General features: G+C 64.5%; 16 protein-coding genes. 7 read left to right on the top strand and 9 right to left on the bottom strand.

The features are described from left to right. Positions 1-246 precede the first annotated feature (246 nt). Together R3P95_RS21400 and R3P95_RS21405 are read left to right on the top strand one after the other, a co-directional pair. Entirely contained in the window at positions 247-924 is a 678-nt protein-coding gene (locus tag R3P95_RS21400; RefSeq protein WP_317549431.1) for a SanA/YdcF family protein, read from the top strand. Positions 925-1,111: 187 nt separating this feature from the next. Next, on the top strand, positions 1,112-2,707 hold the full coding sequence (locus R3P95_RS21405) for an ABC-F family ATP-binding cassette domain-containing protein (protein ID WP_317549432.1): 1,596 nt from the start codon (positions 1,112-1,114) through the stop codon (positions 2,705-2,707). 9 nt (positions 2,708-2,716) lie between these two features. On the opposite strand, the gene R3P95_RS21410 is transcribed toward R3P95_RS21405, so the two are convergent. From R3P95_RS21410 to R3P95_RS21445, 8 genes are all read right to left on the bottom strand, one after another. Next, positions 2,717-4,333 (bottom strand): AMP-binding protein, encoded by a 1,617-nt coding sequence (locus R3P95_RS21410; protein WP_317549433.1) that lies wholly within the window; start codon positions 4,331-4,333, stop codon positions 2,717-2,719. 20 nt (positions 4,334-4,353) lie between these two features. Continuing rightward, the gene (locus R3P95_RS21415; RefSeq protein WP_317549434.1) at positions 4,354-5,652 is read right to left on the bottom strand and encodes a DUF2786 domain-containing protein; all 1,299 of its coding nucleotides are present in this window, start codon (positions 5,650-5,652) and stop codon (positions 4,354-4,356) included. A 90-nt stretch (positions 5,653-5,742) separates the two neighbouring features. Beyond that, a complete protein-coding gene (locus R3P95_RS21420; protein WP_317549435.1) occupies positions 5,743-6,108 on the bottom strand; it encodes a hypothetical protein in 366 nt (121 codons plus the stop codon). A 605-nt stretch (positions 6,109-6,713) separates the two neighbouring features. Beyond that, a complete protein-coding gene (locus R3P95_RS21425) occupies positions 6,714-8,312 on the bottom strand; it encodes an FAD-dependent oxidoreductase (RefSeq protein WP_317549436.1) in 1,599 nt (532 codons plus the stop codon). Between the two features lie 27 nt (positions 8,313-8,339). Then, positions 8,340-9,359, bottom strand: coding sequence for an AurF N-oxygenase family protein (locus tag R3P95_RS21430; RefSeq protein WP_317549437.1), 1,020 nt, complete (start codon positions 9,357-9,359; stop codon positions 8,340-8,342). A 91-nt stretch (positions 9,360-9,450) separates the two neighbouring features. Next, on the bottom strand, positions 9,451-10,752 hold the full coding sequence (locus R3P95_RS21435; RefSeq protein ID WP_317549438.1) for a T3SS (YopN, CesT) and YbjN peptide-binding chaperone 1: 1,302 nt from the start codon (positions 10,750-10,752) through the stop codon (positions 9,451-9,453). Between the two features lie 91 nt (positions 10,753-10,843). Continuing rightward, the gene (locus R3P95_RS21440) at positions 10,844-12,010 is read right to left on the bottom strand and encodes a hypothetical protein (RefSeq protein WP_317549439.1); all 1,167 of its coding nucleotides are present in this window, start codon (positions 12,008-12,010) and stop codon (positions 10,844-10,846) included. Positions 12,011-12,058: 48 nt separating this feature from the next. Further along, positions 12,059-12,733, bottom strand: a complete 675-nt coding sequence (locus tag R3P95_RS21445) for an NrtR DNA-binding winged helix domain-containing protein (protein ID WP_317549440.1) — start codon at positions 12,731-12,733, stop codon at positions 12,059-12,061. Between the two features lie 61 nt (positions 12,734-12,794). On the opposite strand from R3P95_RS21445, the gene R3P95_RS21450 reads away from it, so the two are divergent. Both R3P95_RS21450 and R3P95_RS21455 read left to right on the top strand, forming a co-directional pair. Then, positions 12,795-13,721, top strand: coding sequence for an ADP-ribosylglycohydrolase family protein (locus R3P95_RS21450; RefSeq protein ID WP_317549441.1), 927 nt, complete (start codon positions 12,795-12,797; stop codon positions 13,719-13,721). Beyond that, positions 13,718-14,227 (top strand): O-acetyl-ADP-ribose deacetylase, encoded by a 510-nt coding sequence (locus R3P95_RS21455; protein WP_317549442.1) that lies wholly within the window; start codon positions 13,718-13,720, stop codon positions 14,225-14,227. Before R3P95_RS21450 ends, R3P95_RS21455 begins: the two co-directional genes overlap by 4 nt. A gap of 6 nt (positions 14,228-14,233) precedes the next feature. On the opposite strand, the gene R3P95_RS21460 is transcribed toward R3P95_RS21455, so the two are convergent. Continuing rightward, positions 14,234-14,794, bottom strand: coding sequence for an excalibur calcium-binding domain-containing protein (locus tag R3P95_RS21460; protein ID WP_317549443.1), 561 nt, complete (start codon positions 14,792-14,794; stop codon positions 14,234-14,236). 477 nt (positions 14,795-15,271) lie between these two features. Between R3P95_RS21460 and recC the strand changes: the two genes are divergently transcribed. From recC to recD, 3 genes are read left to right on the top strand one after another with little or no spacing between them, the layout of a single operon-like run. Continuing rightward, positions 15,272-18,547 (top strand): exodeoxyribonuclease V subunit gamma, encoded by a 3,276-nt coding sequence (gene recC, locus R3P95_RS21465; RefSeq protein ID WP_317549444.1) that lies wholly within the window; start codon positions 15,272-15,274, stop codon positions 18,545-18,547. Beyond that, entirely contained in the window at positions 18,544-21,885 is a 3,342-nt protein-coding gene (locus R3P95_RS21470; protein WP_317549445.1) for a UvrD-helicase domain-containing protein, read from the top strand. The genes recC and R3P95_RS21470 overlap by 4 nt, the downstream gene beginning before the upstream one ends. Beyond that, positions 21,882-23,744, top strand: coding sequence for an exodeoxyribonuclease V subunit alpha (recD, locus tag R3P95_RS21475; RefSeq protein ID WP_317549446.1), 1,863 nt, complete (start codon positions 21,882-21,884; stop codon positions 23,742-23,744). The genes R3P95_RS21470 and recD overlap by 4 nt, the downstream gene beginning before the upstream one ends.

The raw sequence follows: 23,744 nt of genomic DNA on the forward strand, positions 1-23,744 counted from the left end.
GCGGAGGGGATGCGGTCTAGAGAACCGTCAACAGGTAGCGCTGGCTTGCAGACGCAAGTCGACGTAGCGTCGAGAGGTCAGCAGCGGATTCACTGATCGAACGGTACTCCGTGTCCGAACAGTGCAATCACGCAGGGGCGGGCTCTGAGGGATCACTGTGGAATCGGTATGGGTGCGCCTCGGCGACGCTCGGACTTCGTATTGGTGGGTTAGCTTGAGGTTTCTTCCCACCGACGAAACGAGATCATGAGTACCGTATCGAAGCCCCGAGGATTGGCCGGGCGACTCGTTCGTGCCTTCTGCGCGGTGGTCGCAGCCCTGGTGGCCGTCGTTCTGGCATCGGCCGGGTGGGTGGCATACGCGACGGCGGGGAAGGTCTACGACGTCGAGGATGCGCCGGACGCACCGGTGGCCATCGTCCTCGGTGCGCAGGTGCGCGACGGCAAGCCGATGCGATTTCTCTCCGGACGTCTCGACACTGCGATTGCGTTGATGGCGGCGGGGAAGATCAAGGCAATTCTGGTTTCCGGTGATGCAGACGGTAACTCGGGCAACGAGATTCAAGCGATGACCGACTATCTGATCGAGCACGGAATCGATCCTGAGGTGATCATCGGAGACGATCACGGCATCGACACCTACGACACCTGCGCACGGGCGAAAGAGACCTTCGGGGTCGAACGCGGACTGATCATCAGCCAACCTCTCCATGTATCGCGAGCAGTAGCGTTATGCGAGGACATGGACCTCGACGTCGATGGAGTCACGGCGGAGTGCATCGACTGCAATACCCTTGCGGTGGTGCGTAATTACGCGCGAGAGTTGTTGGCACGCCCCAAAGCGGTGCTGGATTTGTGGTCGGGACGCGATCCCGTGGTGGTCTCGCCGCCCGTCGATTCGCTCGCGAGCATCACGGGCCGATGAGTGTGCCCGACGGCGAGGTGTGAATCAGCCCCTCGATTCTGGATATGTGCCTCCGATCGGCGTCGGTCATTCGAAGCAGGGGAGCCGATCAGGCGGACGACGGGGATGGGGACGGCTCCAGCCCGGCTACAGTGAGCTGGCCCGGTTCGACGACTCAGCGGACCCGTTTTTCAGGAGAAGTGAACGCTTGAGCTGGATCCGCTTGAACGACGTCGCCAAGGGATACGACCAGAAGGTGATGTTGCGCGAGGTGTTCTTTCGTCTCGCTGACGGCGATCGCATCGGTCTGATCGGCCGCAACGGCACAGGCAAGACCACCCTGCTGCAGCTTCTTCTCGGGCGTGAGACGCCCGATTCCGGAACCGTCGATGTCACCGAGGGTGCACGAATCGGGTACTTCTCGCAGTTCTCGGAACTCGACGGCGATCGCAGCATCCAAGCGGAGCTCGAATCGCTGTTCGTCGCTGTCCACGCGATCGAGGTCGAGTTGGCTGAAGTCGAGGCCGCACTCGGCGGTGACCTCGACGAGAAGCAGATGTACAAGCTCGTCGATCGGCAAGCCGAACTGCTCGACGCCATGGAGAACAGCGGCGGTTGGACCTACCACCAGCAGATCGACACGGTGCTGTCGATGCTCGGATTCAACGCCGAACGACGTGAGCTCCCCGTCGATCGCCTGTCCGGTGGTTGGCGCAACCGCGCAGCGCTGGCCAAGATCCTGATCGAGGCACCCGACGTCCTACTGCTCGACGAGCCGACCAACTTCCTCGACGTTGCCGGAATCGCCTGGCTCGAACGGTGGCTACGCGACTTCCGCGGTGCGCTCCTCGTCGTCTCGCACGACCGCGCGTTTCTCGAGCAGGTCGTCACCAGCATCGTCGAAATCGAGAACCATCACCTGCAGACGTACGACGGAAGCTATTCGGAATACGTTCAGCAGAAGCAGTTCAGGCTCAAGAACCTCGAACGTGAGTTCAGCAACGAACAACAATTGCTGGCCTACGAGCAGGAAGCGATCAGCGATCGCAAGGAAGCGGTGAAGAACCCCAGCGGGGTGCTCAAGCGTCGGCTGGCGAACATCAAGAAGAGCAAGAGTCCGCGTCCCGTCGACACGGTGGTCACTGCGATCTACGGCGGACTGCACGTGCACGACAACCTGGCCGAGATCAGTGAAATCTCCAAAAGCTATGGCGAGCAACGACTTTTCGAGAACATCTCGTTCACCGTGCACCGCGGCGACCGCATTGCCATCACCGGACCCAACGGATGTGGAAAGACCACTCTGGTGGACATCCTCGTCGGTGCCGAGCAACCGGACGACGGCAAGATCAAATGGAAGACCAAGGCTCCGTCGTTCATCTACTACAACCAGGTGCTGGCCGATCTCGATCTCGACGACACCGTGTCGCATTCGGTCAACGCAATGCCGGGCAGTCTCGCACTCACGGCAACGAAGAAGGAAGTGCACCGCTTCCTGACGCTGCTGCAGTTCTCCGAGCTGGATCTCAAGTCGAAGATCGGAGTTCTGTCCGGCGGCCAGAAAGCGCGCGTTGCCCTGGCCCAGTGCCTACTGTTCGGCGCAGGCGTCATTGTGCTCGACGAGCCCACCAACCACCTCGACCTGCAGAGCACTCAGGTACTCGAACGCGCCTTGATGGCGTTTCCCGGTGCGGTGATTCTGGTGAGTCACGACAGGTTCTTCGTCGAGAAGGTGGCCTTTCGGCAGTTGTCGTTCGATGGCAAGGGCGGCGTCACCGAAATCGCCGGTGTGCAGATGGCGTGACGTTCCGGGCTACCCGTTGATCTTCGATGTGGACGTGCCCCACTCGGCGTCGCGCAGCTCCTTCTTTCGGATCTTGCCGGTCGATGTCTTCGGCAACTCGACGATGAATTCGACTGCGCGCGGGGCTTTGTACGACGCGATAGCCGATTTTACGTGCGACACGAGCTCTGTCTCGGAGGCGTCCGCACCCGGCACCAGCACCACGAATGCCTTCGGTCGCTCTCCCCATTTGTCGTCCGGCACTCCGATGACCGCCACATCGGCGACGGCTGGGTGGCTGGCAAGTGCTTGTTCGACCTCGATCGTCGAGATGTTCTCGCCGCCGGAAATGACGACGTCCTTGGCCCGATCGAGCAGCTGAACGTACCCGTCGGGATGCATCACCCCGAGATCTCCGGAATGGAACCAGCCGCCCGCGAAGGCCTGCATCGTACCGGCTGCGTCGTCGTAGTACCCCTTCATGACGTTGTTGCCGCGCATGACGATCTCACCCATTTCGACGCCGTCGGGTTCGACGTCGATCAACGTTCCGCCTGCATCCGGCTTGTCTCGTACCACGCGCAAACGGTCGGCAGTGAGCATGCCGACTCCCTGTCGAGCCAAGCGCTGAGCCTGGTCGTCGGCGTCCAATTCGAGCCATTCCTGTTTCGCCTCGCACACCGAGTACGGACCGTAGGTCTCGGTGAGGCCGTACACGTGTACGAGCGTCGCTCCCAGCGCTCGGATCTTGCTGATGATCGTCGGACTCGGTGGAGCGCCCGCCGTGACGATGGTCAGGGGTCTGTCGAGCGAATGCGCCTCTGCGGCAGTGGCAAGAGTGGTCAGCACCGTCGGCGCACCGGCAAGATGATCGACACCGTTGTCGATGGCCGACCAGATAGCGTCTCCGCGCACTCCGCGGAGGCACACGTGCGTGCCCGACGCGGCCGTGACCGCCCAGGTGGTGCACCATCCGTTGCAGTGGAACATCGGCAGTGTCCACAGGTATCGGGTGTCGATGCCGAATCCCTGGTGGTGCAGTTCTCCGAGCGAATTGAGGTAGGCACCGCGGTGGGTGTACATCACGCCCTTGGGTCGACCGGTGGTGCCCGAGGTGTAGTTGATCGTGATGGTCGATGTCTCGTCGTCGACCTCCCACTCCAGTGGGTCGTCGGAGCCTCGCTCGAGGAAGGCATCGTATCGAGTGGCGTGCGGCAGCGTTGCGTACGTGCCGTCGGGGGCGGGTGTCTCGATGATCTCACGGACCGAATCGGCGATCGGATCTGTTCCGAGCCCGGACAGCAGCTCCGAATCACCCACCAGCAGAACCGAACCGGAGTGATCGCAGATGTAGCGAACCTCGGCGGGCGACAGTCTGGTGTTGATTGCGACGAGAACGGCACCGGCCAGTGGAACCGCGTAGTGCGCGAACAACAGCTCCGCAGAGTTGGACGCGATGTAGGCCACCCGATCTCCGTGGCCGACACCCGACGCGCGCAGTGCGTGCGCGAGCCGGGTGACGTCGGCAGCGAACTGCTCGTAGGTGAATGTCCTGGGCCCGTCCACCACGGCGGTCTTGTGGGGGTGGACCTCCGCTGCGCGTTCGAGAAAGCGAAGGGGCGTCAGGGGAGTATCGAGACCGGTCATGGCAGTCAATGTAGCGCGCACTACGAGGCCAGATCGGATTTGTCGATACGTTCGCGCCCACCGGTAAGGTCCGCGCGTTCGGCGGCGGCACGGCCGGCATGCGATCCCGCTGCATTGTCGCTGCTGAACCTGATCGTTCTCGTCGTCGGATGCCGGGCCGCGAACGCTCGGTCGACTGCGTCGGTTCGTTCCGCCATGATGGGCACCAGCGCAGAGCCGTGTTGTCGAGTGGCGGCCGCGGTGGCGCGGTCGCGTGCTTCGGTCAGTCGTTCGCCGATACGGTGGGCGTAGGCGATCAAGAAAGCGTTGCGGAAACTACGGGTCCGCGCTGCCGGCGAATCGGCCACCTCGTCGAGTGCGCGCGTCGATTGCACGAGTAGCGAGGTGTAGAGGAGCTCGCACAGATCGAGATCGACGGGCATGCCGATGATGCTGGCCAGCAAGTACTTCTTCTTCCACAGTGTCCTGGCACCATTTGCATGGCATACGCAGTGCAGCAGAAGCAGTTTGGCTTTGGAGTACGGATTGCTCACCATGATGCGTCGCGTGATGACATCGTCGATCAGGCTGCGAGGGTTCCCCACATCGAGAAGCGCGCTGTCGATCGCGTAGCGCGTCATCAAATCTTGGGCTTTGGCCGATAACGCCTCGGCCTCAGCGGGGAATTGCGTCGACTCGGCCTTGGCCAGCAGCCCTCGGATTCTGCCGAGCATCTTCGAGTCCGTGGCACGCCCGGGGCCGGTCGCTGCCGACTGTGAGGTCCACCGGGCCGGAGGGGGCAGGAGCTTCTCAAGAGGCAACAGCCATGTCGAACAACCGAGTACGAGCAAAAGGGTGTACCAGGACTGCGCCGACGATCGTCGGTTGTACGAACGCCACCGCTGAAGTCTCTCGGCTGTCGTGCCCCCGGCGGAGTCGACGTGCAGCTCGGATAGCTGATCACGCCATGAATCCGGAGCGAGGCGCTCGGCCGAGCTTCGCGCCGTGTGTGCTCCGATGGCCTCGACCATGACCACTGTGCCGTCGCCTCCGGCGCACTGAAGCGTGACATGGACGAGTTCGGCGGGCTGCCAACCGTTCTCGAACGCCGTGTCGAGAGCATCGTCGAGTGTTCGAGCCGCCCGATCGAGTATCGAACCAGCCTGTTGCTCGGCCACAGCGGCCAAACGTTCCGCAATCAGCCGGACCCTGTCTTTCCCCACTGATCCGAGTTGGGCGAATCCGATTCCGCTGTCGAGCAATTCGCTCGGATCGGCATCCTGCCACGCGCTGGTCGCCCGCGTGTACTTGAAAAAACTGTCCAAATCGATACGACTCATCGTCGTCCCCTCCACGTCCCCCGGTGTGGTTACCGAACTGTTCGGTGAGACGCAGAGTAGGGGAGGGGTCCGACAAACTTTTCGAACGTGTCAGCGAGGGGCAAGCATCTGCAGCAGTTCCTCGACCGACGGCAGACCGGGGATCACGGGAAGGTTCGGAACAGAGACGGCGGCGGGCGGTGCCGTCAATTCGATTCCGCCGAGCGCGCCCAAGACGTCGTCGGTGTTGGTGCTGCTCGGTCCGTACGTGTTGGAGGCGACGACGAAATCATCGCCGATCGACGCTGACGCGACAACACTCGACCGGTCGTCGGCCCATCCCCACTTGCTCCCCGTCACGCCGGCCAACTGCTGGGTGCCCCAGTCCTGAACCATTCCGTCGCGTGCCACAGGAGCCGCGGTGTTCATCCAGGCGAGGACCGGGCTGGCGGGGTCGGTGCGCTTCTTCGCCGCCAAGAATCGCACGGTGTCGGCTGTGCTCGTGGACGAGCTGCCCCAGAAACCTCCCCGCGAGGTAGAGGTGAGTCCGTACTCCGCGGCGGTCGCCGAAATTGCCTGGGGGTACTTGTTGTCGAGCGTCGAAGCGGCACGTCGTCGCTGACCTGGATCATCCGCGCGGCGAGATCGAGGTCTCTCGGTGAACCATCGCCGAAGCGGACGACGTAATCTGCCATGTAGAGCTTGACCGTCGACAGTCCCGGGCGCGCCGAGTTGTCCTCAGCGCTGCCCACATAGGTCCCTGTCGGGAGATGTTCGTACGACAACGACGTCCGTGCCGGGACATCGGCGAGGTCGCCGGGTGTCGGCAAAGCCTGGGCCGGTGCCGCACACACCAACGCCATGGCAATACCGACAATTGGGACAGCAGTTCTGTTGAAGATGCGTCGTAGGGCCGGCATCTCGTGCTCCTCGAGGTGTTGGCCCGCCGTGAGTCGGTGACCGATGACTGTAGTTACCCCGATAGTAGACGCTTCAACCTCCAGGCCGTCCGGATGAATGCGACGTTGTTGCACTCGGAGTGACCGAAAGGCACATTGATCCCAACCGGGGTGCGCGATCGGTCAGGAGCGGCGGAGCGTCGAGAGCAGTGCTTTGGAGCGTCGCAGTGGGCTTCGGCTCGTGTCGGCCGGCCACGTGCTGGGCAACTCGATCGGGTCCGTCAGGCGACCGGCATTGAAGTCGTCGACCAGGTGTCCGACGGTTTCCTGCGCGCAGGATTTGTTGGTGCCGATGAATCCCGAGGGTCCACGCTTGATCCAGCCGGTGACGTACGTGCCGGTCGCGGTCGACCCACCTACTTCCTCCAGGACGCGCCCGCCGTTGTTGGGAATGATGCCGACACGATCGTCGAACGGAACTCCGGGGAGCGCGACGCCGCGGTAGCCGATCGAGGTGAGGACGAGCCCGGCCTCGACGATGTCCACGTCGCCGGTCGGGACGCTGCGAACCACGTCCTTGCTGTCGGCGGACAGGCCCATCCGCTCGAACTCGACGCCCGTCACTCGATCGGTGCCGAGGATGCGGGTGGGGGAGAGAAGATAGCGGAGGGTGATTCGCCTGCGGCCGTCGCTGTGTTCGGGGGATTCGTCGACGTGGCGAAGCAACTGCAGCTTCTGCGCCACGGCGTGGGGTAGGTCGTCGGTGCTCGCGAGTCGGACGGTGACCGGATCGAGCGCGAGTTCGCTGCGGTCGATGGCCAGGTCGATATCGGGGACGGTCAGCAGCCCGGCGAACTCGGGAACGGTGAAGGCGGACTGCGCCACGCCGCGGCGACCGACGACGACCACCTCGCGAATGGAGCTGTGGCGCAATGCGTCCAAGGCGTGCGGAGCGATGTCGGTCCGAGCGAGCGCATCCGGATTCATCGTCAGAATGCGGGCGACATCGAGGGCAACGTTGCCGTTGCCGACGACCACCGCGCGCTCGTGCGAGAGATCGAATGTGCGATGTGCGTGGTCGGGGTGGCCGTTGTACCAGGCGACGAAGTCGGTTGCCGAACTGCGCCCGGGCAATTCGGTACCGGGAATGCGGAGCTCACGATCCGATGAAGCCCCGACCGCGTAGATGACGGCGTGGTGGGTGTCCATCAACTCGTCGTGCGTGACGTCCTTGCCGACCTCCACGCCGAGGTGGTACGTGAATCCCTCTTGTGCAGAGATGGTTTCGAACAGGCGAGATACCTGACGCGTCTTCTGATGATCGGGTGCGACGCCGAGTCGAGCGAGGCCGTGTGGTTGTGGGAGTCGGTCGTAGACGTCGACGCTCACGCCCGGCTGCGTGAGCAACTCGTCTGCGGCGTACATAGCCGATGGGCCCGATCCGACGATCGCGACTCGCAGCGGCTGACGATCCCGCGAGACCGACGCAGCAGGCGTGACCGGTGCCAGGATGGGCCGAGGCGGGCGCTCCTGTTTGTAGAAATCCGCATTGATCGTCAGGAACGGCAGTTGTGCCTCTGTCAGTTTCGCCTGCGGCACAATGGCATCGACCGGGCAGGCCGAGACACATGCGCCGCAGTCGACACACGACTGCGGGTCGATGTGCAACATCTCCGCCGTCAGGAAGTCCGGCTCGTCGGGAGTGGGATGAATGCAGTTGACAGGACACGCGTATACGCACGATGCGTCGCTGCAACATGACTGGGTGACGACGTGGGGCATGAGGTTTCCTGACGGCTGGGGCTGGCGCTATGCGGCGAACTGGCTGGAACTGCGGTCGGGTTCGCTGCGGAAACGGGACGCTTTGCCGTCGATTCCGCACAGCTTCCACATCAGGCGAGCGGCGCGATTCATCATTCCGGTGTCGTTGGCCAGCATGCGGACGTCTCCGAAGTAGTCCTGCAGTGCGTGCTGCGACTCCGGAGTGCCCCAGAACAGGTCCTTCTTCACCTGCTTCGGGATGTCGAACTTCGTCCAGAACTTCTTCGGCGGAATGACGATGACGTCGCACAGAATGCGCATCGTGATCGGGAAGGCCAGCGAGAGCAAGAACCGTCCGGACTTGGACATCTTGGGGACGCGGCGACGCAGCAACTGGTGTGCGAACGAGATGTGCCGCGCTTCCTCGGCGACGTGAATTGCCATGACACTCTGCATGATCGGATGGATTTCTTCACCGGACCGCAGGACCGACTTCTGAATGTGGTCGATGGGCTCCTCTCCCGCGAGAACGCCGACGAAGAACAACTCGGGCAACAAAGTGGCGAACAGGGGGATGAACGGCGACAGCATCTTCATCGGGCGACTCATGCCGGGAGCATCGGAATCGACGCGGTTGACCATCTCCTGGAACATCAGGGTGTGGTTGCACTCTTCGATGGATTCGTGGGTGCAGTAGCGTGCCTCGGCCGAGCCGTTGGGCAGCGAGAACACGTACTGCATCATGCCGCGGATCAGAATGTTCTCGAACTGAAGACCGACCTTGGCAACATTGGCCTGACGCCACATGCCGATCTCGATCTGCTTCTCGAGCGGCAGTGCTCGGTACCAGGCGTGGCCACCGATCGGGTCCGTCTTCGCGGGCAGTACCCAGCGAACATCGTTCGCGGGCACCGCGAATTTCTCGGACTCCCAGTCGATATCCACGTACGGGTCGAAGTGCTTGTGAACAGAACCCTCGGACAACAGGGTGAGTGTCTCGATGTACTGCTGCTCGTCCGCGGTGTCGGTATCGACCGAAACGGACGCGGTGCCTGTCGTCAGTGTCATGGCTTCTCCAAACGAGGTGCGAACATGGAGTTAATGTAACCCCAGTTAACACGAAAGGGAAGCGCGCTGGAAAACCGTGCTCGTTTTCCCTCTACTGTTCGTCCGAACGTTCGTCGGATACCTCGGCCACCTCGTCGGTCTCGAACAGTTGCAACTGGATCGCCGACGGATCGACCACGGGCGTGACCTGCTCGGGTGTGCTGCGCAGTACCTCACGCAGAGCAGCCACGGCGCGACCCCATTTGCCGGCTTCGCGGTCTGCCTCGTCGACGTCGCAGTGCTCGTCCCCGAGATCGGCAGCGACCGCCATGCCACGCCACGACGCCTCCTGCTCCGCGCTGATGCGCAGGTAGGAGGCGACGACATCGCGATCGGAGTCACAACGTTCGAGGACGGTGTCGAGGTCGAGTGGCTCCTCGGATTCGGCTATCAGATCGACCAATTCGAGCAGACCGTCCGGAAAGTCCTCGGCCTCGATCGGGGGCGGCGTCGGTTCGCCGAGCGCACCGCCGAAATCCTCGGCGAATTTCTCGTCGACCTGCTCCCATACGTGACTGAGCATCCGCACTGCCCACAGCAAGTGATCGGCGACGAAGGGGGAGCCGCTCACCCGCACCTGGGCGACGATGCAGTCCTGGACCAGGTGCAGCATCACATCGGGTAGCTGCAAATTGAGATCGACCAACAACTCGGCTGCGCGGGTTCGTCCCGACACGGCGTGCACCAGCGTCGAATTGATCTCGACCACAGGTTCGGTGGGCTTGACCGACACGTATGCGGTGCCGTTGACGAACCGCAGGGGGATGTCGCCGTCGGGGTCGTGATCCGGCGGGAAACCGAACCACGGTTCGAGCGCTCGATCGACCAGTTGCTGCAGGTGTTCCTTGCCCTTGGGCTGTACGCACATCGGAACGACAGTGATGCCGGGCTCGGGGGTGGCGACGTCGAAACTCGGTACGTCGTATCGGCCGGTGGCGCGCGAGCTCAGGAACGACGGATGCGGGAGACCCCAGATGTCACGGAACACCGCAACGGTCGTCTTGGCCAGATCGTCGGACCAGGATCGATTCCGGTCCACGTGCGGTGCGGTCGGTTCGGAATCGACCGACATGCGAAACCCCAACGCGCTGAGCGCTTCCCGCTGCTCTTTGGTGATGGCACGGCTGCGGTGCAGGTGCTCGTTCGCCGGGATCTCGCAGCGGACCATATCGAGATCCCAGGCGTAGAACTGCACGCAGGCTGCGGTGTCGGGCACGCCGTCGGTGCTGTCGTATCGCGACTCGATCACCAGCGCATCGCCGTCGCGCATCGCGCTGACGTAGTCGCCGAGTCTGCGCTGGAACTGCATCCAGGCAGCGTCGACGTCGAAGTCGAACTCGAGTGAATCGCTCATGTCGGCTCCTTACCCAGATCGCGTTGGCCTAACGCACAGTCGGTGACGCTAGCGGCGACCACCGACACGGTCTCGGTGTTCGCGGGGGCCGTCACGACGACGCTGAATCCTCGACCGAGCTGTGGAGCGGGTCGTGCTGAGACTCCTCGTCGATCACACCGAACGGTAGGGCCTCGGCGACACCGTCGAGCACTGCCGGACGCAACGCGTGCGGAACGGCGAGTACTTCTTCGATCTTGACAAGGATGCCCTGCTCGATGAGGGATCGGACGCGGTGGTCGATCAACTGCGCCGTACGCAGATCCTCACCTTCGAGTTCGGCGTAGTCCTCGCCCTCGTTGTTGATGGGGAGCTCGTCCGTCATGGCGGCGAGCAGCGTCTGTACCGCGAAAGTGTTCGCCAGCGACCGTGACACATCGGGGTCGTCGGCATTTCCCGACAGCTGGACGCGAACGTGTTCGGCGACCAGCTCGTGCACCGTCTCCGCGCCTCGGCCGGCCAGCGAATGCGCATTGTCGCCCGGCCTGGCGGTGTCACCGTCGATGCGAATCAATTCGGTCGCGATGGCCGTCGACCAGTAGTCGACCACGGCACCCACCTCGAGCCGGGCGGGATCGAGCGGGGTGGAGCCGACCGCGCGCTGCAGGTCGGCGTCCTCGCCCACCGCCAACCCGTCGGCCACGCGCGCGACGATGTCGTCGAGGGCAGGTAGCAGCGGCAACGCGGAGATCGCGGCGAGTTCCTGGGCCAGCGAGACGTCGGGCAGATCGATGTCGTCGGCGTCGAGCATGTCGGGCTCGTCGCCTTGGAGGAAGTCCGAGAGATCTTCCATGCAGTGCGAGTAGTCCTCGGGAGTGCCGTCCCAGAGATCGGTCTCGTCGAGGAAGGTCAGGTACTGCAGTGACGTGAGTACCAGATTGACCGCGGTGTCCTCGGCCGTGTCGGACTCGTCCTGCAGGATGCGTTCCGCGGCGTCCACCAGCAGGTGTGCATCGGCGGGCAGCCAGGCACTGGGAGAGAAGCCGTTACGGGCTCCGGCCAGTTGGGTCAGTGTCGACGACACGAGTCGAGAGATCGCCTCCGATTGTTCCGACATCTCGCTCTCGTCGAGCCATTCGACGAAACCGTCGATCAGATCGACGATGCGTTCGGTGACGGCACCGGTGGGGGCCGGTCGGGATTGCTGGTGACGCCGTTGCCGGGCCTTGGTCTTTTCTGCACGTTTCTGTCCGCGGTTGGCAGGCCGCTTCGATCCCATGACTGCCAGCTTATCGGTAGGCATGTCCGGTTTCGTCGATCCGTGCCCTCAGCGAAGTAGGAATGAGCCCGCAGATGCAGGAAGAGCTGGATTCGAGGCGCGACGATACAGCTCTGCGGGGCGGCCGCCGCCTGCGGTCGAGGTTGTGCCTGTCCCTTCGAGTGACCCGATGACGTGACGTCGGAACGTGTCTTTCGGCAGAGCGCGATCGAACACGATCTCGTACAGCTCGCGAAGTTCGAGGAGGGTGAACTCCGCGTCCGTCAACAGTGCGGGATCGACCTCACGCGCGTAGCGATCACGGAGGTCGAGAACTGCCTCGGTCACCATGGTGCCATGGTCGAAGGCCAGTGTCGACACCGGTGCGGAGTCGTCTATCGGCATCGATTCGGTTGTGGGAGCCAGTGATCGAGCCGATATTGCTGCGCCGTGCGCCATCGACAGGACCCAGCCGCGGTCGTCGCGGTCGGGATCGTCGAACATCCTCAGCTGGTGAAAAGTGAGATCGATCAACTCTGCCTTCGTCCTCAACGCGCGGTCTGCCGCGTCGGCGAGAGTCTCCGACGGTCGCAGAAAGGTGCCCGGTAGCGCGGGGCCGCGCTCCGACGGCACCACGACGACGTGCAATTGCCGTTCGCGGACGGTCAGTACCGCCACATCGACTGCCACGGAGGGGCGCGGGTAGTCGGTCAGCGCGTTGCCGTCTCGGTCTCGCCAGGTCATGCGTTGCAGCTTAGCGCAGTAATGATCTATATTTAGCGCAACATCGATCTAAGGGGTAGGTATGCAGTTGACGGACATTCAGCACGACCGAGCGCGGGGCGTTCTCCTCGGAACGGCAGTGGGTGACGCCTTGGGCGCGGGCTACGAGTTCGGATACCCCTCACCCGAGACGACGATCGCCATGGTCGGCGGCGGCGCATTCGATTGGGCCCCGGGGGAATGGACCGACGACACCTCGATGGCGCTCTGCGTCGCGCGTGCCCTCGAGCAGGGCGGAGACATCGACGACATCGCCGAGAATTTTCGCGCGTGGTTTGCCCAGAACCCTCCGGACGTAGGAAATCAAACGCGCTCCGTGCTCGCGCAGACCACACTCAGCGGTGCCGAGATGACCGCGGCGGCAGCGTCACTGTCGGGTAGAACCGGCGGCAACGGATCGCTCATGCGTACCGCACCCGTCGCCTTGGCATACCTCGACGATGCGGCCGGATGTCGAGCTGCTGCTGCACGGATCAGTGCCCTCACCCATTCCGACCCGCATGCCGGTGAGGCATGCCAATTGTGGACTCACGCAATTCGATACGCGGTTCTTCGCGGTACATACGGCGGGGTGCGTGAATTTCTGGCCGAGGTCGACACCGACGTCCGCGAGTTCTGGCAGCCCCTGCTCGATCAGGCGCAGGAGGGGCAGCCGTCCGACTTCCCGAACAACGGCTGGGTCGTCCACGCTCTGCAGACGGCGTGGTGGGCGATCCATCGGTCCGCCGACTCGGACCGGCCCCTGCCTGCCGCTCTCGAACTGTGCGTCCGCGCCGGCGGCGACACCGACACCACGGCAGCCATAGCGGGAGGACTCCTCGGAGCGCGTTGGGGCGCATCGGCGGTGCCGCGCGAATGGCGCGACATCGTCCGCGGTTACCCAGGGTTGCGCGCCGACGATCTCGATCGAATCACCACGAACATCATTGCAGCGAAGGAGATTTCATGACAATCATCGACGTCGTCCAGGGCGACATCACCGACGTGGCCGCAGACGCGATCGTCAATGCCGCCAATGCACGATTGCTCGGCGGCGGGGGAGTGGACGGTGCGATCCATCGAGCCGGTGGGCCGACGATCCTCGCGGAGTGCAAGGCGCTGCGGGCCACCACCCTGCCGCACGGCCTCGACGTCGGCGCAGCCGTCGCCACCACCGCGGGCAGACTTCGCGCCGGCTGCGTCATTCACACCGTCGGCCCGCGCTACTCCCCGCACGAGGACAGATCGGAGCTGCTGCGACTCTGCTACGCCCGAAGTCTTGCGCTGGCAGCGTCGATGAACCTGAAGTCCATCGCTTTTCCCCTAATTTCCGGCGGGTCCTACGGATGGCCGATTCACGACGCAGTCACCCAGCAGGTCGTGGCAGTCAAAGCTGCCCGGCCGTCGGTCGACCTCGTCATGCTGATCGCCTACTCCCGCGAAGCCGCGAACCTGACGCGGCGGTTGGTGGGTTGACCGCGGTCAGTTCTCGCAGCCGACGCCATCTTTGTCGCGGTCCAGCTTGGTGCTGTATCCCGGATCCCCGGCGTAGATCGGGGCTGCACCCGCTGCACGGACCGCATCGCAATTGGCGTACGAGACGGCAGAAGGCACTGCGGCCAACGGCGCGGGAGCGGTGTAGACGGGTTCGGGTGTGTACACCGCCTCCGGCGTGTAGACGGGCTCTGGGATGTACGCGGGCTCGGGCAGCGGGATGTATTCCGTTGTCGTCGGAATCTCGACGACGGCGGCGACTGTTTCGGTCGTCGGGGCTGCGGTGGTCGTGGTCGGGACCGGTGTGGTTGTCGACGGCGGCGCGGTGACCGTCGGCAACGCGGGCACGGCCGCGACCGGTGCGATCGCGGTCGTGGTCTCGGGTTCGGTCGTGGTAGTCAGTCCCATCACGAACAGGGCGGGGAGGACGGCGATGGCAGGTACCGCCCAGACCTTGCGGCCCCGCGCGGGTGACGAGCGCAGGTACACGACTCCGCTGCCGACCAGCAACGCGCCGACGAGCAGCGCGCCGAACTCGAACGAGACCACTGCCCCGATCAGAAAGAAAGCACCGAAAACAATCGCGGCCCAAGCGAATACCTTCCCGAACAGGGGGCGGCGAGGCGCTCGAGGCTCGGGTGCCGGTCGCTGAAAGGGCGGCGGGTAGGCGCTGGTCATGTCGAGGGGTCCGTTCGGATCGCGAGAGGTGTCGATGTCGCGGCCGAGATGTCACCCGCGAGACCGGAAGCAACCGTCTCGTTCTATTCGAACCGGTCGGTCGCATTTCCGTTCACCATGTCGTACCGACGGGGTACGTCGTTACATCCCGTGCGAGAACGGCAACCGCTCGATCGGTAGTGCTCGCGAAAACCGCCGATCGCAGTAATAGAACTGCCGTCGGGATCGGAGACCGATACGAGCGGCATCGACGGCTCGACTCGTCGCACAGAATCTGTCGGTGGCTCGAGTAGGGTCGTCACGAGCCCGAAATCGGGCACCGATACGAGCAGGCAGGGGACAGCGACGGTGTTGACGCTTCATCGCGCCGAACGCGCCGGAACGCTCGCGGCTGCACTGGCCGACATCCTGTCCGTGCCGTTGGACGATCCGTTCGTGCCCGAGATCGTGTCGGTCCCGGCGAAGGGCGTCGAGCGGTGGCTCACACAGCGACTGTCGAGCACACTGGGCGGTTCGGATGGCGACGGCATCGCAGCCAACATCGACTTCCCGAGCCCGACGCGGTTGGTCACGCGCGCGATTGCTGCGGTCGACGACATCGATCCCGACGACGATCCCTGGGCTCCGGGCCGGGTTCTGTGGACCGCGCTGGAGGTGATCGACGACTGTCGCACGGAAGCCTGGGCGTCGGTGCTGTTCAAGCATCTCGGTGCAGGTTCCGAGGATCATCGGGTGGGACGCCGCTGGTCGACGGCATCGCATGTGGCAGAACTGTTCCGCACCTACGGATCTCAACGTCCCCAGATGCTGCGCGACTGGTTCGACGGGCGCTTCACCGACGGCCACGGTGGCGATCTCGACGAGGACCTGCTGTGGCAACCGCGCGTGTGGGCCGCGCTGCGCGAGCGAATCGGCAGCCCGAGCCCAGCCGAGCGCCTGCCGCAGACCTGCGCACGACTCCGAGATGCACCGGAGTCGGTGGACCTACCGAGCAGGTTGTCGGTGTTCGGTCCGACCCGGCTGACAACCGATCAGCTCGAGATATTGAGTGCGCTGTCGCAGGCTCGCGACGTGCACATCTGGGTTCCGCATCCGAGCCCGTCGATGTGGCACACCCTCGCCGACATCCCGGCGGTGACGCGCCGACGAGACGACACGACAGCTCTGGCCGTCGAGCACCCACTGCTGGCCGGTCTGTCGCGAGACGTGCGAGAACTCCAGGCCACCATCGCGTCGGTGGCGACGCACACCGTGCATCACGAGGGGCCGCAACCAGCGAACACTCTGCTCGGTCGAATTCAGTCGGACATCACCGCGGATTCGTCTCCTACTCCCGAATTCGAGGACGGCACTACGTTCGCCGACGGATCGGTGCAGATTCACGCGTGTCATGGACCGGCTCGCCAGGTGGAAGTTCTGCGCGAATCGTTGCTGCATCTGTTCACCTCCGACCCGACGCTCGAACCACGCGACGTGCTGGTGATGTGCCCGGATGTCGAGACCTACGCGCCGCTGATCCGCGCGAACTTCGGGCAGACGGCGCTGGTTCATCCGGGGCACCGGCTACGGGTGCGGCTGGCCGATCGGGGCCTGCGTCGTACCAACCCCGTCCTCGACGTCATCGCCACGGTGCTGGATTTCTCGGAGGGGCGGGTGACGGCGAGCGAGCTGTTGGACTTCGCCGCCAGTGGTCCGGTGCGGGAGAAGTTCTCGTTCACCGACGACGATCTGGAGCGACTGCGCGAGTGGGTGACGAGCTCAGGTGCCCGCTGGGGATTGACAGTTCGACAACGAGAAGCGTACGGCCTGAACGGTTTTCGACAGAACACCTTCAAGTCGGCGCTCGATCGCATCTTGCTGGGAGTGGCAGCGGACGAGACTCGCAACGAGTACCTCGACCTCGCGCTGCCTCTCGACGATGTCGACAGCAACGACATCACGCTCGCCGGCCGCTTCGCCGAGCTGGTGGACCGGCTCGCCTCGGTGCTCCGAGCACTTGCCGGTCCGGCATCGGTGACCGAGTGGACGCGGCAGCTGGGGCGCGCCCTCGATCTCCTCGCCGACGTGCCCACAGCCGACGAATGGCAACTGGCACAAGCACATCGCGAGATCTCCGACGCCACCGAACACGGCGGCACCGCCGAGCTACGGCTCGCGGACGTGCGTGCCATGCTGGCCGGAAGACTGGCCGGCCGACCCACCCGAGCGAACTTTCGAACCGGCGAGCTGACCGTGTGCACCATGGTGCCGATGCGCTCGGTGCCGCACCGAGTGGTGGTGCTGCTCGGGCTCGACGACGAGGTGTTCCCCCGAGTGGGCAGTATCGACGGAGACGACATCCTCGCCCGCGATCCGGCCGTCGGCGAACGAGACATTCGCAGCGAAGATCGGCAACTGCTCCTCGACGCGGTGATGTCGGCCGAGGAGAAACTGCTGTTGTTCTACACCGGAGCAGACCCCGTCGACGGGTCGGCCAAGCCGCCCGCGATCCCGCTGCGCGAGTTGATGGACGTGCTCGAGGTGACCGCGGGCGGAAGCGTCGAACATCGGCATCCGCTGCAGCCGTTCGACCCACACAATTTCGAAGCCGAACACCCGTTCAGCTTCGACACGGTGGCCCTGGCCGGGGCGGTCTCCCAGCAGCGGACGCCCGATGCAGTACCACCGTTTCTGCCCGACGCGCTTCCTCCGGTCGATCGTGGGGACGTCGAACTCGCCGAACTCATCGCCTTCGTCGAGAACCCGGTGCAGGCCTTCCTGCGGCAACGACTCGGCTTCCGCGTTCCCGAGCTAGAGGACGACCTGGCGGACAGCCTGGACATCGAGCTGGATCCGTTGTCCCGGTGGAACATCGGTGATCGGATGCTCGCTGCAGTGCTCGCAGGTGGGGACATCGGAGAATTCGCCGACGCCGAGTGGCGGCGCGGCACCCTCCCGCCGTTTCATCAGGGTCGCCGCGAGATGTCCGACATCCGGCAGATCGTCGGAATCATCGCCGACGCGGCCGCTCCCTTCCACGAGGGTCCGGCCGAGACGATCGACGTCGCGGTCGATCTCGGCGACGGCCGCCGCCTGACCGGCACCGTCACCGGAATCCACGACCGCACGCTGGCACGTTCGTCGTACTCGCGACTGGCTGCCAAACACCGGCTGGCCGCGTGGGTGCGGTTGCTGGCAGTGGCGGCATCCGAGGCAGGGGACTGGAGCGCCGTCACCATCGGGCGCGCGAGCGGGATGCGCCCGCCTCGTCGCTCTCGGCTGAGCGCCCCGCCGGATCCCGCTGCCGTACTGAAAGATCTGGTGGACTTGCGTGATCGTGGAATGACGTCGCCGCTGCCGATATCGACCGGTACCGCATCGGCATATGCAGAGAAGCGGTTCGGTGGCGGGTCCATCGAGGACGGCTACGACTCGGCCACTTGGGCTTGGCGGGGTGACTTCGGCGACGGCACCGATCGATCGTTGCGGTACGTCCACGGTTCGGCCTTGTCGTTCCAGGCATTGCTCGCTGCGGCCCCGCTCGCCGACGAGACCGAGCCCTCGAACGAGAAGAGCCGCTTCGGGATTCTCGCTCGAAAGCTGTGGGATCCGTTGCTGATCGCCGAGAACATGGGGAACGCATGACCGCCGCCCGCGGATTCGACCTGCTCGGTCCGATGCCGACCGGAACGACCGTCCTCGAAGCCAGCGCCGGGACCGGCAAGACGTACGCGATCGTGGGGTTGGCCGCGCGCTACATCGCCGAGGGGATCGCCGAGATCTCGGACCTGCTTCTGGTGACGTTCAGTCGAGCCGCGACCCAGGAACTCCGTGATCGCACCCGAAGCAGGTTCGCGTCGATCGCCCGGGACTTGGCCGACCCGGACACCGCTCGCGCATCTCGGGATCCACTCGTGGCATTTCTGGCCGCAGTCGACGACGCAGAAGTCGACCGGCGGCGTCGACGGTTGCGTAGGGCCTTGTCGGACTTCGACGCCGGAACCATCGTCACCACTCACAGTTTCTGTCAGCGCATGCTCGACGGACTCGGCATCGCAGGCGAGCGCGAACCGGAATCGACGTTCGTCGAATCCGTCTCGGACCTACTCGAACAGGTCGTGGACGATCTGTATCTGCAGATGTTCAGCGGTGACGACGAGGCACCGGCATTCAGCAGGCGGGATGCCCAGCAGTTGGCGTTGTCGGCCGTGGGTGACCAGCAGTCGATTCTGTATCCCGATACCGAGGACTCGGACGACGACAATCGCGAGCCGGCACTGCGTGTGCGGTTCGCCCGGGAAGCGCGCCGGGAGATCGAACGTCGCAAACGCCTGCTCGGTGTGCGCGACTACAACGATCTTCTGGGACTTCTGCATTCGGTGTTGTCGGACCCCGTCCACGGTGAGGCTGCCTGTGCGCGAGTGCGAGATCGATTCCGCGTCGTGTTGATCGACGAGTTCCAGGACACCGACCCCATGCAGTGGGACATTCTGCGGCGGGCGTTTCACGGCTCCACGACGCTCATCCTCGTCGGCGATCCGAAGCAGGCCATCTACGCGTTTCGCGGAGCCGAGGTACTGAGTTACCTCGACGCCGTGCAGACCGCGGACCACCTCTACGAGCTCACCGCCAACTGGCGTAGTGATTCGGGGCTGCTCGACGCCCTGCACCATCTGTACGGCGGCGCAGCCCTCGGTCACGACGACATCGTGGTGCACCCAGTCGAAGCGCGAAACCCTCTCTCGCGCATGGTCGGACATCCTCCCCTGCGGCTGCGTTACCTACCGCGAACCGGCGCTGGTCCACTGCGGCAGGGCTTTCCGGCAGTCGACCGACTCCGATCCAGGGTTGCGGCAGACGTTGCGGCGGACATCGTCGAGCTGTTGTCCGGACACGCCGAGCTCGAGCGATCCGACGGCCACCGGGCGATCGAACCGCGTGACATTGCGGTGTTGACCCGAACGACCAAGCAGGTGGCGTTGATTCGGGACGCACTCGACGCGGTAGGGGTGCCTTCCGTCGTGTCGAGCAGCACCAGTGTGTTCGGTACCGAGAGTGCCCGACACTGGCTGTGGTTGCTGCAGGCGATCGAGCAACCCCATCGCACCGATCGCGTACGTCTGGCCGCCCTGACTCCGCTGCTCGGGTGGACCGCTGCACAACTCGACTCCGGGGCCGAGGATGCGCTGTCCCAGGTCAGCAGCCGGCTGCGTGAGTATTCGGTGCTGTTCGACGAGGCCGGGTTCGCTGCAGTCTTCGAGCGGGTGTCGGCCCAGTCCGGACTCGACGCCCGGTTGCTCGCGGTCGAAGCCGGTGAACGCACGATGACCGACCTGCGGCACATCGCCCAATTGCTCAATCGCGCCGCGGTATCCGAGTCCTACGGAATCACCGCCCTCACTCGCTGGCTGACCGACCGAATCAAGGAACCGGCAGCGGGCGGGTCGACCGACCGCAGTCGTCGACTCGACAGTGATTCCGCCGCAGTGCAGATCATGACGACACACGGCAGCAAAGGGCTCGAATTCCCGGTCGTCTACCTGCCCTACGCGTGGGACACGTTGTACTTCAGCAAGCCGTCGACGCTGTTGCTGCACGAGAACGGCACGCGAATCCGAGACGTCGGCGGACCGTCCGGAACGGGCTACGCGGCCAGGAAGATCCTCAACGACCAGGAGGAAGCAGGCGAGGAACTGCGACTGCTCTACGTCGGTCTCACCCGCGCCGAGAGTCGGATCGTGCTGTGGTGGGCCCCGGGCCGAAACACCGCGACGTCCTCGCTGCACCGCATGCTGTTCGGACGCATCCCCGGAATTGCTCTGCCGGAGCCGTCGTACAAGGTTCTCGACGACGCGACGACGGCGAACCGGCTCCAATCCTGGGTCGGGTCGGCAGCCGACCTCATCTCGGTCGAACCGGTGGGGCCCGGCGAGCCGTCCACCGCACACTGGATTCGTCCCGAGCAACCGCAACTCGACGTCGCTGCCGCACGATTCGATCGAACCCTCGACCTGCTGTGGCGTCGAACGTCGTACTCCGCGTTGACAGCTCACGCTCACGACGCTGCGCCCGCCCAGCCCGAGGTGGGAGTGACCAGCGAGACCGAGCATCCCGAGAAGACGGACGAGCCCGCCGACACGGCCGTGGGCAGCGAATACCCGGTAAGTGAGCATCTCGACGAACAGCTGGACGGAATCGCGTCACCGATGAACGGCATGCCTGCCGGCGCGGCGTTCGGAACGCTCGTCCACGAGGCACTCGAACACGTCGACACGTCCGCACCCGATCTGCTTGCGGAACTCGAACGTCGCTGCGCTGCGGCGGTGGCGTCGCGGATGGCGGAGGTCGATCCGGCGGCGTTGGCCCAAGCCCTGCTACCGGTGATGCAGACACCGTTGGGATTCGGGACGCTGGCCGAGGTAGCGCCGTCCGACCATCTGGCCGAGCTCGACTTCGAGCTGCCTTTGGCCGGCGGAGACGATCCGGTGGCGAACACAGTCACGTTGAAGTCCGTGGCGCGCCTGTTGCGTCATCACCTCGATCCGACGGACGTGCTGGCGTCCTACGCGGATCTGCTCGACGGTCTCGAGTCGACACCACTTCGCGGCTTTCTCACCGGAAGTATCGACTCGGTTCTGCGCGTGGCAGGACCGCGGTACGTCGTGGTGGACTACAAGACGAATCGAATCGCCAGAGGCGATCTGACGACCGGCAATTTCACGCGCGAGAAGATGGCCGAGGAAATGATCCGCTCGCACTATCCGCTGCAGGCAATTCTGTATGCCGTTGCGCTGCATCGATATCTGCGCTGGCGTCAATCGAATTACGACCCGCAACTGCACCTCGGCGGAATCCGATACCTGTTCGTGCGGGGCATGGTCGGGCCGCAGACCCCCGCCGGGTGTGGGGTGTTCGACTGGGATCCGCCGGCCGCACTGGTGATCGAGCTGTCGGACCTGCTCGCCGGGAAGGTGACTCGATGACCGGCGTCTCGATTGCGCTGCGCGGCAGTGGAATCCTGCGCACCTTCAACGATGTGGGTGTGCTGTCGGCATCCGACGTGCACGTGGCGCTGCGCCTCGGTGCCCTGGCCGGTGAGTCGTCGGAGAACGTACTGCTCGCCACTGCTCTGACCGTGCGCTCGGTGCGATCGGGCTCGGTGTGCCTGGATCTGCGACGACTGCGGGACGTCACCGTCGACGAGGATTCGGACGTCGATCCGAGCGCGCTTCCGTGGCCGGAGCTCGACGACGTGCTCCGAGCACTGAGGGTGAGCCCACTGGTGGTCGGCAGCCCGAATGGACCGTTGCGGCCGCTGAAACTGGTCGACACCGATCAGGGTGAGCTGCTGTACTTGGACCGATATCACTTGCAGGAGAGCAGCGTTCGAGATCTGCTCGACGTGCGTTCGCAATCCCATCCCGCCGCCGATGCCGTCGAAATCAGCGACGCGCTGGCCACGCTGTTCGTGGACGAATCGGGCGCACCGACGGCCGCTCCCGATCGACAGCGAATAGCGGCAGCTCTGGCGGCGACCCAATGGACGACGGTCATCGCCGGCGGCCCTGGAACCGGAAAGACCCACACCGTAGCGAGAATTCTGGCGCTCCTCGTCCGCGAACACGGAAGCGATCTGCGCATCGGGCTCGCCGCACCCACCGGCAAGGCCGCAGCCCGGTTGCAGGAGTCCGTGTCCGAACAAGCCGGACTCCTCGGGCTTCCAGCAGATCTGAAAGCGATGACGCTGCACCGACTTCTGGGATGGAAGCCCGGCAGCAAGACCAGGTTTCGGCACGACGCCGAGAACCGACTGCCGTACGACGTCATCGTCGTCGACGAAACCTCGATGGTGTCGCTGACGATGATGTGTCGGCTGCTCGAAGCCGTGCGTCCGGAGTCCCGGTTGATTCTCGTCGGCGACCCGGATCAGCTGACGTCGGTCGACGCGGGCGCGGTGCTGGCAGATCTGGTGGCCAGGCCGGTGACCGGAATCGAGAACCCGGTTCTTGCGCAGCTCGTCGACGCGGACTTCGCCGCCGCCGAGGACCCCGCGGAAGCGGCCCTGAGCCCGTTCGAGCGAGACCGACTGCGCGGCGGCGTCGTTCGGCTCAGTCGAGGCCGGCGGTTCGGCGGAGCCATCGCTCGCTTGGCCGTGGCCGTGCGAGACGGCCGGGGCGACGATGTCATGGCGTTGCTCGAGTCCGGCGCGGAGGAGATCTCGTTTCATGGCCCCGACGACGTCGACGCGCTGCGCTCCGACGTGATCGACACCGCAGCCGAGGTCACCGCCGCTGCAGTACGCGGAGATGCCACCGCAGCACTGCTCGGGCTCGAGAAACATCGCCTACTGTGCGCGCACCGCGAGGGTCGATGGGGGGTCTCGCGGTGGGACCGGCAGGCGATGGAGTGGGTAGGAGAAGGAAGCGGTACGTTTCTCGATCCCTCGCTCTGGTACCCCGGTCAGCCGTTGTTGGTGACGGCCAACGACCACGAGGCAAGGATCTACAACGGGGACACCGGCGTTGTGGTGTTGGGAGACAACGGAACTCCGATGGCAGCGTTCGCCCGAGGTCGTGGCCACGTGTTGATCCACCCGAATGTGCTCTCCTCGGTACACACCGTGTACGCAATGACGATCCACCGCAGTCAAGGCAGTCAGTACGACACGGTCTCGGTTCTGCTGCCCGCCGAAGCGTCGACACTGTTGACCCGAGAGCTGTTGTACACCGCCATCACCCGCGCTCGATCGCACGTACGGGTGATCGGTACCGAAGAGGCCATCCGAGCGGGCGTCGAACGTCAGGTGCTACGAGCGAGCGGCCTGCGCCGAAACATCCTGTAG

Origin of the sequence: Rhodococcus cercidiphylli (assembly GCF_033042225.1) — a bacterium.
In the GTDB taxonomy this organism is placed as follows: domain Bacteria; phylum Actinomycetota; class Actinomycetes; order Mycobacteriales; family Mycobacteriaceae; genus Rhodococcoides.